This window comes from Allobosea sp. UC22_33 (genome assembly GCF_042700715.1).
Classification (GTDB): domain Bacteria; phylum Pseudomonadota; class Alphaproteobacteria; order Rhizobiales; family Beijerinckiaceae; genus Allobosea.
This window is the reverse complement of sequence record NZ_CP170556.1, coordinates 4,050,260-4,063,768: the sequence shown is the minus strand read 5'-3', so window position 1 is coordinate 4,063,768 and position 13,509 is coordinate 4,050,260. Positions and strand designations below refer to the sequence as shown.

Below are 13,509 nucleotides of genomic sequence, written 5' to 3'. Positions count from 1 at the left end.
GCCATGTCCCGGACCGCCACCACGGCGCCCGGCCTGAGCTCCGATCCAGGACGGACCATCCTTCCGTCCTGGCTCAAGGCCTCGGGTCGAACGCTCGTCTCCTTCGCCGTCACCCTGCTCGGGCTGGCGGCGTTGACCTTCTTCATCGGCCGCCTGCTGCCGCTCGATCCCGTCGTCGCCGTGCTCGGCGACAACGTGACCCAGGAAGCCTATCAGGCGATGTACAAGCAGCTCGGTCTCGACCAGCCGCTCTACGTCCAGTTCGGCCGCTATCTCTGGGGCGTGCTGCATCTCGATTTCGGGATGGCGCTGACCACCGGCAAGCCGGTGATGACGGATATCGCCCGTGTCTTCCCGGCGACGATCGAGCTCGCCAGCGTGGCGATCGTGATCGGCACGAGCCTCGGCATTCCGCTCGGCGTGCTGTCGGCGATGTATCGCGGCTCCTGGCTCGACCAGATCGTCCGGGTCGTCGGCCTGATCGGCTACTCCGCGCCGAATTTCTGGCTCGGCCTGATGGGGCTCGTGCTGTTCTACGCGACGCTGGGCTGGGTCGGCGGCCCCGGCCGCATCGACTTCACCTATGAGTTCGACCTCGAACCGGTCACCGGCTTCCTGCTGATCGACAGCCTGCTCGCCGGCAACTGGGAGATGTTCGGCAATGCCGTGTCGCACATCATCCTGCCGGCCTCGATCCTGGCCTTCAGCTCGCTCGCCTATATCAGCCGGATGACCCGCAGCTTCATGATGGAGCAGCTCAGCCAGGAATATGTCGTGACGGCGCGGGTGAAGGGTCTGTCCTGGGCCCGCACCGTCTGGGGCCATGCCTTCCGCAACATCGCGGTGCAGGTGGTGACGGTGGTGGCGCTGTCCTACGCCTTCCTGCTCGAAGGCGCGGTGCTGACCGAGACCGTCTTCGCCTGGCCGGGTTTCGGCCGCTATCTGACCAATGCGCTGCTCGCCGGCGACATGAACGCCGTCGTCGGCTGCACGCTCCTGGTCGGCGTCATCTTCGTCACGCTCAACCTGTTGTGCGACCTGCTCTACCGGGTCTTCGACCCGCGGACCCGCTGAGGCATGGCCATGACACCACAATCCATCGACCAGGCCGGCGGGCGGGGCCTCAAGGCCTGGCTCGCGGCGTCCGTCCCGTCCTCGCCCTTCCAGGCGCGGATGCAGCAATTGTCGCTGAAATGGTGGCGGCTCAGGGCCAATCCTGCCGCCATGTTCGGCCTCGCCGTCATCGTTCTGATCGTGCTGGTGGCGCTGTTCGCGCCCCTCGTCGCGACCCACGACATCTATGCGCAGGACCTGACCAAGCGCCTGCAACGGCCTTCGGCTGCGCATTGGTTCGGCACCGACGAGCTCGGCCGGGACATCTTCAGCCGGCTGGTCTTCGGCGCGCGGATCACGCTCTACATCGCCATGCTGACGGCGGTGATCGCGGCGCCGCTCGGGCTGATCGTCGGCACCACCTCGGGCTATCTCGGCGGCTGGGTCGACACCGTGCTGATGCGCATCGTCGACATCTTCCTGGCCTTCCCGAGCCTGGTGCTGGCGCTCGCCTTCGTCGCGGCGCTGGGCCCCAGCATCGACCATGCGATCATCGCGATCGCGCTCGCCGCCTGGCCGCCGATCGCGCGGCTGGCGCGGGCCGAGACGCTGTCGATCCGCAAGTCCGACTATATCGCGGCGGTCCGCCTGCAGGGCGCGTCGCCGCTCCGGATCATCCTCGGCCATGTCGTGCCGATGTGCATTCCCTCGGTCGTGGTGCGCATCACGCTGAGCATGGCGTCGATCATCCTGACGGCGGCCGGCCTCGGCTTCCTCGGCCTGGGCGCGCAGCCGCCGAGCCCGGAATGGGGCGCGATGCTGGCATCGGGCCGCGAGTTCATCCTGACCAATGGCTGGATCGCCGGCATTCCCGGCCTCGCCATCCTGATCACCAGCCTGGCCTTCAACCTGTTCGGCGACGGCCTGCGCGACATCCTGGATCCGCGTCATGGATAAGCCGCTGCTCGAGGTCCAGGACCTCTCCGTCACCTTCAAGGGCGCGCATCGCTCGGTCCAGGCGGTGCGCGGCATCTCCTTCAGCGTCGGGCGCGAGAAGGTCGGCATCGTCGGCGAATCCGGCTCGGGCAAGTCGCTGACCGGGCGCACGATCCTGAAGCTGACGCCGAAGGCGGCGACCATCTCCGCCAAGAAGCTGTCCTTCGACGGGATCGACCTGCTCGCCGCCAGCGAACGCCAGATGCGGACCATCCGCGGCAACCGCATCTCGATGATCCTGCAGGACCCGAAATTCTCGCTCAATCCGCTGATGCGGGTGGGCGAGCAGATCACCGAGGCCTACCGGCTGCACCACAAGGTCGGCGGCAAGGAGGCGGAAGCCAAAGCGCTCGCCATGCTGGAGGCGGTGAAGATCCGCGACCCCGCCCGCGTCTTCAAGCTCTTCCCACACGAGGTCTCGGGTGGCATGGGCCAGCGCATCATGATCGCGATGATGCTGATCCCCGAGCCCGACCTGATCATCGCGGACGAGCCGACCTCGGCGCTCGACGTCACGATCCGGCGGCAGGTTCTGAGCATCCTGGACGAGCTGGTGACGCGCCGCGGCGCCGGGCTGATCTTCATCAGCCACGACCTCAATCTGGTGGCGGATTTCTGCGACCGCGTGCTGGTGATGTATGCCGGCCGGATCATGGAGGACATCCCGGCGCGCGAACTGCGCAATGCGCGCCATCCCTACACGCGCGCGCTGCTCGACAGCCTGCCGCGCCTCGACCGGCAGGCCGACATGCTGCAGGTGCCGAGCCGCGACCCGGCCTGGCTGGACGGGCCGACTTTGCAGAGCGGGAGCCGGGCATGAGCGCTGTCGACACGACTCCGGCGGCTAACCGCCCGGCTGCGCTGACGGTCCACCATCTCTCGGTCCTCTTCGGCCGTGGGACCTCGACTCTGAAGGCCGTGGACGATGTCTCCTTCACGCTTGGGCACGGCGAAGCCTTCGGGCTGATAGGCGAATCCGGCTGCGGCAAGTCGACGGTGCTTCGTGCGCTCGCCGGGCTCAACAGCGAGTATGGCGGCACGATCAGCTTCCAGGATCGCGAGGTGCCGCACAAGCGCGACAAGGCCTTCTTCCGGCGCGTGCAGATGGTGTTCCAGGACCCCTATTCCTCGCTGCACCCGCGCAAGATGGTGCAGAACGTGCTGGCCGAGCCGTTGAAGATCCACGGCTTCGACCGGCCGCAGGAGCGCATCGACGAGATCCTGACCGCCGTCGGCCTCGGGCCGTCCTTCCGCTACCGCTTCCCGCATGAGCTCTCGGGCGGGCAGCGCCAGCGCGTCGCGATCGCGCGTGCGCTCATCATCGAGCCCGAGCTGCTGTTGCTGGACGAGCCGACCTCGGCGCTCGACGTCTCCGTGCAGGCGGAAATCCTCAACCTGCTGAAGCAGCTCCGCCGCGACCGCGACCTGACCTATCTCATGGTCAGCCACGATCTCGCGGTCGTGACGCATCTCTGCGAGCGCGTCGCGATGATGAGCGAGGGCCGCATTCTCGAGGAGATGAGCGCTGCCGACGTCAGGGCCGGCCGGGCGCATGAGCCCTATACGCGCGAGTTCCTCGAGGCGAGCGTCGGTTATCGCCCGATCGCGTGAGCGGCCGGGCTGCGGAGGATCAGATGATGGACGAGACAGTGATGAGGGGCGAAGCCCTGGGTGCGGAGCATTGGCCGGCGAAGGGCTGGGAGACCATCGCGCCGGAGGCGGCGGGCTGGTCGCGCGAGGGGCTCGACCGGGCCTGGCGCTTCGCCGATACCATCTCGACGGCGACGCTGATGATCGTGCAGGGCGGGCGCGTGGTGGCGAGCCGCGGCGATCTCGCGCATCGCTACCAGTGCCATTCAGTTCGCAAGAGCTTCCTCAGCGCCCTGATCGGCATCCATGAGGAAGAAGACCGGATCGACCTGTCGCGCACGCTCGCCGATCTCGGCATCGACGACAAGGAAGGCCTGAGCGAGCGCGAGAAGGCGGCGACGATCTATGATCTGCTGACGGCGCGTTCGGGCATCTTCCACCCGGCGGGCTATGAATCGCCCTGGATGAAGTCGATCAAGCCGCCGCGCCATTCGCAGCCGCCGGGCAGCTTCTGGCTGTACAACAACTGGGATTTCAACGCGCTCGGCACGATCTTCACGGCGCTGACCGGCGCCGGCATCCATGACGATTTCCTGGCGCGGATCGGCCGCCCGCTCGGCATGGAGGATTTCCGCCTCGACGGCGAGCGACGTGACGGCTGGCTGGAGCCTGACGATTGCTCGGTTCATCCCGCCTATCCGTTCCGGATGTCGACGCGCGATCTCGCCCGCTTCGGCCTGATGTTCCTGCGTCAGGGCCGCTGGCAAGATGAACAGGTCGTGCCGGCCAACTGGGTCGCGACCAGCGTATTGCCGCTCTCCGATGCCGGGCCGCGCGGTGGCTACGGCTATATGTGGTGGACCGAGCGCTCCGGCGCGGGCTTTCCCGGCGTCGTGCTGCCGGCCGGCAGCTACAGCGCGCAGGGCGTCGGCGGGCAGTATTGCCTTGTGATCCCGTCGCTCGATCTGGTGATAACCCACCGCGTCGATACCGACATCAAGGGCACGGAGGTGAACCGCTTCGCCTTCGGCCGCCTGCTGCGACTGATCCTCGAAGCGCGCCGGCGGGATTGAAGGCGCGTCACGCGACTGCGGATACGCTGGATTTTCGGCTGCCGGAGACCGTCGGGGCTGTTCCTGCAGGGTCGCGACGGGTGAGGGCAGGCTGCGCGGGCTCATCCGCGCGCGCCGGCGGGCTCACGTCTGCGGTGGCGGCCCAGAATTGCTCGACGGGAAGGCGGCTCTGCTGCCTTGCCCGATAGAGCCGGATTTCCGCAGAGACATACCAGGACGTATCAGCGGCTGGCACGAGCTGGCCGCTGCGCAATTCCTCCACCACCAGGCTCTCCGGCACCCAGGCGACGCCGCGCCCGGCCAGAACCATGGCCTTGAGGCCGACCGACATCGGGTTCTCGTAGACCGTGACCAGCGGCGTCGGCCGCTCGGCGAAGAGCAGGGCGAGGCGTCGGGCGAAGAAGGTCGAGCTGCCATAGCTCAGCAGGCGTACCGGCGCATCGCCACAGCGGAAGGCATGGAGGGGCTCGCCATTGCCGTCGGGGATCGAGACGGGAATCGCCCGCTCGGTGCCGAGCCGGCGATAGAGGAAATGCTCGGGGTCGAGTTCCGGCAACACCAAATCATGCGCATAGGTCAGCAAGAAATCGCATTCGCCATGATTGAGCAGCGCGACATTGCCGTCGAAAGATGAGCGCTGATCGCAGAATCGCGTCTTCAGCGGGCCGAGCTTCTCTTCCAGGCGGCGGATGAGGCCGGGAAAATAGGTCAGCGACAGGGTGTTCAGCGTGGAGAAGATGAGCGTCTCCGCGGCGTCTTCATGCTGTTTGCGCAACTCCTGTCGTGCGCCCTGGATCTGCCTCAGGATCTCCTGCGCACGCGGAAGGAAGGTCCGGCCCGCTTCCGTGAGGCGGATCGGATAGCTGCTGCGGTCGAAGAGCGGCGAGCCGAGCCAGTCCTCAAGCTGCTTGACCCGGCGGCTCAGCGCCGATTGCGTGACGTTGCGTTCACGGGCGGCGCGCGAGAAGCTGAGCGTGGTCGACAGGCTCAGCACGTCTTCCAGCCATTTCAGCTCCATCGCCGCTCCTCCAGACCCGCACAGGATGGCATGGCCGCCCCGGCCACGCCAGAAGCGGGCCGGAGCCCTGAAGATCGCGCTATCGCGCGGCTTCCACCTCGCGCAGGCAGATCCTGAGCCGGTCGAGGATCATCTCGACATCGTCGGCGCCGACCGTCAGCGGCGGGCGGATCTTGAGGATGTTGTCGGCCGGCCCCTCGCGTCCGACGAGGATGCGCATGTCGCGCAGGCGGTTCATGACATGGGCCGAAGCATCGGTCGCGGGCTCCAGCGTCTCGCGATCCGTGACCAGCTCCAGCCCGAGGAAGAGGCCGATGCCGCGGACATCGCCGACGCAGGGGTAGTCCGCCATCAGCGCGCGCATGCCGGCGAGCAGCTTGTCGCCCATCGCCTTGGCATTGGCCGAAAGCCCTTCCTCCTCGACGATGTCGAGCACTTCGGCGGCGATGCGGCAGGACAGGTTCGAGCCGCCGAAGGTCGAGAAATACTCAGGCCCCTCCGCGAAGCGCTCGGCGATGGCGCGGGTGGTGATGACCGCGCCGATCGGGTGGCCGTTGCCGAGCGGCTTGCCGAGCACGACGATATCCGGCTGCACACTCTGCTGCTCGAAGCCGAAATAATAGTCGCCGAGGCGACCAAGCCCGGTCTGGACCTCGTCGGCGATGCAGATGCCGCCGGCAGCGCGGATGCGTTCGTAGACCGCGGCGAGATAGCCGGGCGGCGGGATGATCTGGCCGCCGACGCTCGGGAAGGTCTCGGCGATGAAGCCGGCGACCTTGCCGCCGCGTTCCGCGATGGCGTTGAGCGCGCCGTCGACCTGCTCGGCGTAGTGCAGCGCCCGATCGGCATCGTCGCGGCGGAAGCGGCCGCGATAATCATCGGCGACGTCGACGAGCTGCACCCAGGGCTTGCGCCCGCCCATGTTCGGCTTGTTGAACTTGTAGGCGGAGATGTCGATCGCGCCGGTGGTGTTGCCGTGATAGCCGTGATCGGGCGTGACGATGTCATAGCCGCCGCTGGCCGCACGGGCGAGGCGCAGGGCCAGCTCGTTCGCCTCCGAGCCGGAATTCACGAAAAAGCAGACTTCCAGCTCCCGAGGGAGCTTCGCCGTCAAGCGCTCGGCCAGCGCCATCGGCGCGGGGTGGAGATAGCGCGTGTTGGAGTTCATCCGCGCGAGCTGGTCCATCGCCACCTTGCGGATGCGCGGATGGGCGTGGCCGACATGCGGCACGTTGTTATAGGCGTCGAGATAGGGCCGGCCCATCGCGTCGAAGAGATGATGGCGCCAGCCCCGCAGGAAGGTGATCGGGCGCTTGTAGCTCAGCTTCAGATTGGCGCCGAAGCGGGCCTTGCGCTCGGCCAGCAACGCGGCTTCGTCGATTGCCTGATAGGCGACGACATCGTCCGGCAGGTTGAGCAGGGCGGCGGGGTTCGGGCAGATCGCCTGCCAGAGCGCCCAGTCGTCGGGATCGGCGACGCCCGGCCAGTCATGGCCCATGCCGTCGAGCGTCAGCGCGAGCTGGAAATGCAGATGCGGCTCCCAGCCACCATTCTCCTCTGCTGGGCCTAGTTTGGCGAAGGCCTCGCCCGCCGCGATCTCCTGACCCGCCTTCAGCTTGGCCGCGCCGTCCGCCGCGAGATGGCCGTAGAGGGTGTGGAAGACGTCGCCTGCGGGCGTGCGGTGCTCAAGGATGACGACGCCGCCATAGTCGAGATGACCCCTGCGGTTCTCCGCCAGCGCGACACGCCCGGCGAGAGGCGCACGGACCGGCTCGCCGGCCGGGCCGAATACATCGACGGCCATATGGATCGTGCGGCGGTTCGAGGCGAGCCAGCGGCCCTTGCGGAAAGCCTTGTCGGTATAGACCAGCCGCGGCTCGCCATATTGGCCAAGCCACCACTGTGAGGTGATGCCGAGCCCGGTGCCGAGATTGCGGGCCTCGTCGGCACGCAGCTCGAATGGGTTCGCGGGGATCGTCGCCTCGGCGACGCCGAGCGAACCAACGGGCAGGCCATCAAGCGAACGGCCGAGCACGGGCGCGAAGCTGCCGCGCTGACCGGCGATCCAGCTCGCGATGCGGCCGGCGGCATCGGTGACGGGCAGGCCGCAGGCATTGCGCAGGCGCGCGCCCATCAAATCGCCGTCGATGGCGGGGTTTTCGAGGAGGCGCCAGGCCGGGGCCTGCGAGATCGTGACATAGGGATCGTTCGGGCGGCCCTTGGCCTCGATCGTCGAGTTCACGACGCTGACCGCGAGGCGCATCCGGACGAGCGGCCAGATCAGGCCGATCTCCTCGGCGCTCAGCGGCGAGACGCCGTGATAGCCGGCGACGAAGGCCGCGAGCGCCGCTTCCGGCGTCTCGTGGTCGAGGATGGCATAGGCCGCGGCGATGGCGATCTCGCAGACGCGCGGGCCATTGGTCATGTCGCCGAAATCGATCAGACCGCTGATGCGGGCGGGTTCGCCGAGGCGCGGCTCGACGAGGATATTGAAGTCGTTGAGGTCGTTATGGATGGTCTGGCGCGGCAGCTTGTCGAGCGCGGGCTTGAGAGCCTCGAAGGCCGCGACGATGTCGGCCACGAGCGCGCGGCGCGAGCCTTCCAGCACGTCGAGATGCGGCTTGATCCAGCCGGCCTCGGTCAGGTCCCACTTTGCCGCATCCGGTGCTGCTGTGACCTTGAAATCACGGAGCGCAAGGTCGAGCCGCGCGGTCAGCGCGCCGAGCTCGGCGAGGACGGCGGGCGGCTGCGGCCCGGCTTCGCCCATCGGGATGCCCGTGAAGGCGCGCTGGACCCAGACCATGCGCTGCTGGCCCTGGGCGTCGGCCACGTTCTGCCAGAAGCGCTTGCCCTGGGCGGACAGAAGGCGTGGCAGCGGCAGTGTCGGATCGGCCGCGAGCGCATGACTGATCGCGGCGCATTGCTGGTCGACGAGGGCGGGCTCGCCCTGTGGGCGCATCGCCTTGACGATGACGTCGCCCTCGCTGGTCCGGCCGCGGAAGTTGAGGTCGTATTCGCCGCCAAGCTGCCGCAGCCCGCCATCGATGCCGAACTGCTCGGCCACCCCACGCAACCAGACGTGTTCCATCGTCTCTCCCCAGCCGCGGAGCTGCACGGCTCCACGTTCTTTTCCTCAGGCCCGGTCGAATCGACCGGCGCCGTCATCCATAGCCAGAAAGGCGGCCGGTTTGCTCCCGCAAAGTTTGCGGGGCGGCGGCCGCCGGGTTGCGTGGGGCGAGGGCGACTTGGATGCTTTCGATCTGCCGCCCCGTTTGTCATTCCGGGGCGCGCCGGAGGCGTGAACCCGGAACCCACGACCGGGTGAGACATCCTGTGTTCGGCTGCGAGCTACGCACCCAGTCGTAGGTTCCGGGCTCTTCGCTGCGCGAAGCCCCGGAATGACAACCAAGCGTCAGATCGGCTCGCCGGACAGCCAGCGCTGCTTCGCCCGCTCGATCGCCTCGCGCACCGTGTCCGGGGCGGTGCCGCCATAGCTGCGGCGGCTGCGGACCGAATGCTCCGGCGCCAGAACCTCGAAGACCGCGTCGCTGATCCGGGGATCGACCGAGCGCATGGCGTCGAGATCGAGCGCCTGCAGAGTGCAGCCCTTCGCCTCGGCCAGCGCGACGATGCGGGCAGTGATGTGATGGGCGTCGCGGAAGGGGATGCCGGCCTCGCGCACCAGCCAGTCGGCGAGGTCGGTCGCCGTCGGGAAGCCGCGATCGAGGAATGCGCGCATGCCTTCGGGGCGCACGGTTAGGTCGCGGACCATGCCGGTGGTGGCGGCGACGCAGAGCTCGACCGTCTCCAGCGCGTCGAACATCGGCTCCTTGTCCTCCTGCATGTCCTTCATGAAGGTCATCGGCAGGCCCTTGACCATCACCAGCATGGCGGTGAGCGAGCCGACGACGCGGCCGGTCTTGCCGCGCACCAGTTCGGCGGCGTCCGGGTTGCGCTTCTGCGGCATGATCGAGGAGCCGGTGGTGAAGGCGTCCGACAGCGCGATGAAGCGGAAGCCGTCGCTGCACCAGAGCGTGATCTCCTCGTTGAGGCGCGAGAGATGCACGGCCAGCATCGAGCAGCAGAACAGGAGCTCGCAGATATGGTCGCGCGCGCCGACCGAATCCATCGAGTTCTCTGTCGGCCGGGCGAAACCCAGTTCCGTGGCCGTGAACTGCCGGTCGATCGGGAAGGCGGTGCCGGCGAGCGCGGCGGCGCCGAGCGGCGAGACATTGGTGCGCTGGCGCGCGCCGGCCAGGCGCTCCCGGTCCCGGCCGAACATCTCGACATAGGCCATGAGATGATGGCCGAAGGTCACGGGCTGGGCGACCTGCATATGGGTGAAGCCCGGCATGATCGTCCCGGCATGCTCGCTGGCCCGCTCGATCAGCGCCTGCTGCATGTCGCGGATGGCGCCATCGAGCGCATCGATCGCATCGCGCATCCAGAGGCGGACATCGGTGACGGCTTGGTCGTTGCGGCTGCGGGCGGTGTGCAGGCGCCCGGCCGGCTCGCCGATGATCTCCTTGAGGCGGGCTTCCACATTCATATGGATGTCCTCGAGGTCGATGCTGAATTGCAGCTCGCCGCGGTCGATCTCGCCGCGGATCTGGTCGAGCCCGGCCTGGATGCGCTCGTTGTCGGCGCTGGCGATGATGCCCTGGCGGTCGAGCATCGCGGCATGGGTCTTGGACGCTGCGATGTCCTGCCGATAGAGGCGATAGTCGAAGCCGATCGAGGGATTGATCCTGCGCATCACATCGGCCGGAGCCGTCGTGAAGCGGCCGCCCCACATCTTGTTGGCACCGGGGTTCTGGTCGGACATGATGGGCTCTCCGGGAGCGGCTTTGACGTCGCCGACATGGATAGCAATCGCGATTTGGACTGTAAATTCCAAAATCGACCTTGACGTCTAAATCATGCTCATCATACTCGCAGGCAGGTGCGGCGGATCGGCCGCAGCGGGATGGGCAGCATGAAGATCGAAGAATTCACCCTGGAGCGCATCCAGTCGCTCTATGAGAACACCGTCGAGTTCAATCTCTCGGATAGCGGCGTCCATCCCTATTCGCTGAACGAACTGCTCAGCGCCGAGCAGCGCGCCAAGCTGATGGAGGTCGAGCTCGGCTATGGCTGGACCAATGGCGCGGTCGAACTGCGCGAGGACATCGCCAAGCTCTACCGCAACCGGACCTCGGACGAGGTGATCGTCACCAACGGCTCGGCCGAAGCCAATTTCCTGATGGTGATGTCGCTGATCGAGCCGGGCGACGAGATCGTCGTCTTCGTGCCGAACTACCTGCAGATCTGGGGCTGGGCGCGGGCGATCGGCGCCACGGTCAAGGAAGTGAAGCTGCGCGAGGAGCTGGGCTGGACGCCGGATCTCGACGAGGTCCGCAAGGCGATCACGCCGCGCACCAAGCTGATGACCATCTGCAACCCGAACAACCCGACCGGCAGCCTGCTCTCGCGCGAGACGATGGACGCGCTGGTCGAGATCGCCCGGGCGCAGGGCTGCTATCTCCATGCCGACGAGGTCTACAAGGGCGCGGAGCTCGAAACCGACGAGGCGCCCAGCTTCGCCGATCTCTATGAGAAGGCGATCATCACCAGCGGGCTCTCCAAGGCGATGGCGCTGCCCGGCCTGCGCATCGGCTGGCTGGTCGGGCCGGCCAAGGACATCTACACCGCCTGGCAGAACAAGGACTACACTTCGATCACCACGAGCGCGCTGAGCGAGCATATCGCCCGCATCGTCGTGCAGCCGGGCAAGCGCGCCGAAATCCTGCAGCGGAGCAAGACCATCCTGCGTGAGAACCTCGCGCTGCTCGCCAACTGGGTGAAGGCGAATGACGAGTTCTTCTCTTTCGTGCCGCCCAAGGCCGGCGGTATGGCCTTCATCAAGTACAGCCACTCGATGAACTCGACCGAGCTGGTGCATCGGTTGCGCGAGGAGCGCGGGATCATGCTGCTGCCGGGCGATGTCTACGGGATGGACGGTTATATCCGCATCGGCATCGGCGCGCCCGCCGAACATCTCTCGGCGGGGCTGGAGCGCTTGAGCGACTATCTCAAGTCGCAGCCGCGCTAGGCTTACGCATGACGCCGGAACTCGCTCCCTATCTGCCGGTCTGCGATGCGGTGGCGCTGCTGTTCCGGCCGCATGCCGAGGTCGTCCTGCATGATTTGGGCTCGCAGAGCGTCGTGCATATCGCCGGCAATTTTTCGCAGCGCGTGCTGGGCGAGCCGTCCCTGCTCGACGAGATCGGCTTCGATCCGAACGAGACGATCATCGGTCCCTATGAGAAGGTGAACTGGGACGGGCGGCGGCTGAAATCGATCAGCATCGTGCTCTCGGCCGGGGCCAAGGCGATCGGCGTGCTCTGCATCAATGTCGACGTCTCGCAGTTCCATGCGCTGATGCAGACGCTCCAGGCCTTCGCGACCGTGCCGGCCGGTGCCGAGAAGCCGCAGGCCTTGTTCAAGGAAGACTGGCACGAGCGCATCAACGAGTTCGTGCAGCAATGGACGCAAAGCCGCGGCCTCGCAGTGACCAGCCTCAGCCGGGCCGAGAAGCGCGAACTGGTGGCAGACCTTGCCGCGAATGGGGCGTTCGGCGGGCGCAATGCCGCGGCCTATATCTCGCGCATCCTCGGGCTCGCCCGCGCGACCGTCTACAACTACCTCAACCAGGCCAACGAGACCCCGGATGCTTGACCTGTCGCGTGCGGAGATCGAGGCCGCCGTCGATCTCGACCGGGCCTTCGTCGCGCTGGAAGAGGGGTTCAAGGCGGCGGCTGCCGGCCGGGTGCAGATGCCGCCGGTCGGTTATCTCGGCTTCCCCGCGCATAACGGCGATTGCCACATCAAGTTCGGCCATATCGCGGGCGATTCCGTTTTCGTCGTGAAGATCGCGACCGGGTTCTACGACAATCCGGCCAAGGGCCTGCCGACGACGAGCGGCATGATGATCGCGCTCTCGGCCGAGACCGGCGCGGTCGTCGCCATCCTGCGCGACGAGGGCTGGCTCACCGATCTCAGGACGGCTTTGGCCGGCGCCATCGCGACGCGGGCCGGGATGCGGGCCGATGCGCGCCGAATCGGGATCGTGGGCGCCGGCACGCAGGCACGTTTCCAGATCCGTGCCGCCGCGCATCTGCTGCGCGAGCGCGAGCCGCTTTTTGCGGTCTGGGCGCGTTCGCCGGAGAAGCTTGAAGCGCTGAAGAGCGATCTTGCGGGGGAGGGGATCGTTATCGACCCGGTGGCGGAGCTGGAAGCGCTCTGCGCGCAATCGGATGCGCTGATCACCGTGACGCCGGCTGCCGCGCCGATCATCCGCGAGGACTGGATCAAGCCGGGTACGCATATCACGGCGCTCGGGGCCGATGCGCCGGGCAAGCAGGAGCTCGACAGCGCGCTGGTGGCGCTCGCCGATACGCGAATTGCGGATTCGCTGGAGCAGAGCCTCGACCATGGCGAGTTCGCTGCCGCTGCCAAGGTCGGGCTGATCGACGAGGGGGACTGCGTCGAGCTGGGGGCCGTGCTCGCTGGCGACGTGCCGGCGCGGCGCTCGAACGACGACATCACCATCGCCGACCTCACGGGGATTGCGGTGCAGGATATCGCGATCGCGCGGGTGGTGCTCGACGGGATCGGGCGTCGATAGCTCCAGCAGTCTTTGGATGTTTCGCTAGAACCTCACCGTCATCCCGGACAAGCCGCGTCAGCGGCGCCGATCGGGGATCCATCGAAGGGTGTTTCGCTTTATGATGGATTCCG

The 13,509-nt window shown here is 67.1% G+C and carries 11 protein-coding genes; 8 read left to right on the top strand and 3 right to left on the bottom strand.

Going from position 1 to position 13,509, the window contains the following annotated elements; translation table 11 throughout:
• The first annotated feature begins 3 nt into the window (after positions 1–3).
• From ACFJGT_RS19780 to ACFJGT_RS19760, 5 genes are read left to right on the top strand one after another with little or no spacing between them, the layout of a single operon-like run.
• Entirely contained in the window at positions 4–1,074 is a 1,071-nt protein-coding gene (locus ACFJGT_RS19780) for an ABC transporter permease (protein ID WP_377841384.1), read from the top strand.
• Between the two features lie 9 nt (positions 1,075–1,083).
• Positions 1,084–2,010: an ABC transporter permease gene (locus ACFJGT_RS19775; protein ID WP_377841382.1), complete on the top strand. Its 927-nt coding sequence runs from the start codon at positions 1,084–1,086 to the stop codon at positions 2,008–2,010.
• Entirely contained in the window at positions 2,003–2,869 is an 867-nt protein-coding gene (locus ACFJGT_RS19770; protein ID WP_377841378.1) for an ABC transporter ATP-binding protein, read from the top strand. Before ACFJGT_RS19775 ends, ACFJGT_RS19770 begins: the two co-directional genes overlap by 8 nt.
• The gene (locus ACFJGT_RS19765; RefSeq protein ID WP_377841375.1) at positions 2,866–3,660 is read left to right on the top strand and encodes an ABC transporter ATP-binding protein; all 795 of its coding nucleotides are present in this window, start codon (positions 2,866–2,868) and stop codon (positions 3,658–3,660) included. The genes ACFJGT_RS19770 and ACFJGT_RS19765 overlap by 4 nt, the downstream gene beginning before the upstream one ends.
• A 23-nt stretch (positions 3,661–3,683) precedes the next feature.
• The gene (locus ACFJGT_RS19760; RefSeq protein ID WP_377841373.1) at positions 3,684–4,712 is read left to right on the top strand and encodes a serine hydrolase domain-containing protein; all 1,029 of its coding nucleotides are present in this window, start codon (positions 3,684–3,686) and stop codon (positions 4,710–4,712) included.
• Between the two features lie 7 nt (positions 4,713–4,719).
• Here the strand turns inward: ACFJGT_RS19760 and ACFJGT_RS19755 are convergent, their stop codons facing one another.
• The 3 genes from ACFJGT_RS19755 to argH form a co-directional block, all read right to left on the bottom strand.
• A complete protein-coding gene (locus ACFJGT_RS19755) occupies positions 4,720–5,730 on the bottom strand; it encodes a LysR family transcriptional regulator (RefSeq protein ID WP_377841371.1) in 1,011 nt (336 codons plus the stop codon).
• 79 nt (positions 5,731–5,809) lie between these two features.
• Positions 5,810–8,818, bottom strand: coding sequence for an aminotransferase class III-fold pyridoxal phosphate-dependent enzyme (locus tag ACFJGT_RS19750; RefSeq protein WP_377841369.1), 3,009 nt, complete (start codon positions 8,816–8,818; stop codon positions 5,810–5,812).
• Between the two features lie 324 nt (positions 8,819–9,142).
• Positions 9,143–10,555: an argininosuccinate lyase gene (argH, locus tag ACFJGT_RS19745; protein ID WP_377841366.1), complete on the bottom strand. Its 1,413-nt coding sequence runs from the start codon at positions 10,553–10,555 to the stop codon at positions 9,143–9,145.
• Positions 10,556–10,705: 150 nt separating this feature from the next.
• On the opposite strand from argH, the gene ACFJGT_RS19740 reads away from it, so the two are divergent.
• The 3 genes from ACFJGT_RS19740 to ACFJGT_RS19730 are packed head-to-tail and all read left to right on the top strand — an operon-like array spanning position 10,706 to position 13,396.
• Entirely contained in the window at positions 10,706–11,821 is a 1,116-nt protein-coding gene (locus tag ACFJGT_RS19740; protein WP_377841364.1) for an aminotransferase class I/II-fold pyridoxal phosphate-dependent enzyme, read from the top strand.
• Positions 11,822–11,829: 8 nt separating this feature from the next.
• The gene (locus tag ACFJGT_RS19735; RefSeq protein ID WP_377841361.1) at positions 11,830–12,447 is read left to right on the top strand and encodes a transcriptional regulator; all 618 of its coding nucleotides are present in this window, start codon (positions 11,830–11,832) and stop codon (positions 12,445–12,447) included.
• On the top strand, positions 12,440–13,396 hold the full coding sequence (locus ACFJGT_RS19730; protein WP_377841358.1) for an ornithine cyclodeaminase family protein: 957 nt from the start codon (positions 12,440–12,442) through the stop codon (positions 13,394–13,396). Before ACFJGT_RS19735 ends, ACFJGT_RS19730 begins: the two co-directional genes overlap by 8 nt.
• Positions 13,397–13,509 lie beyond the last annotated feature (113 nt).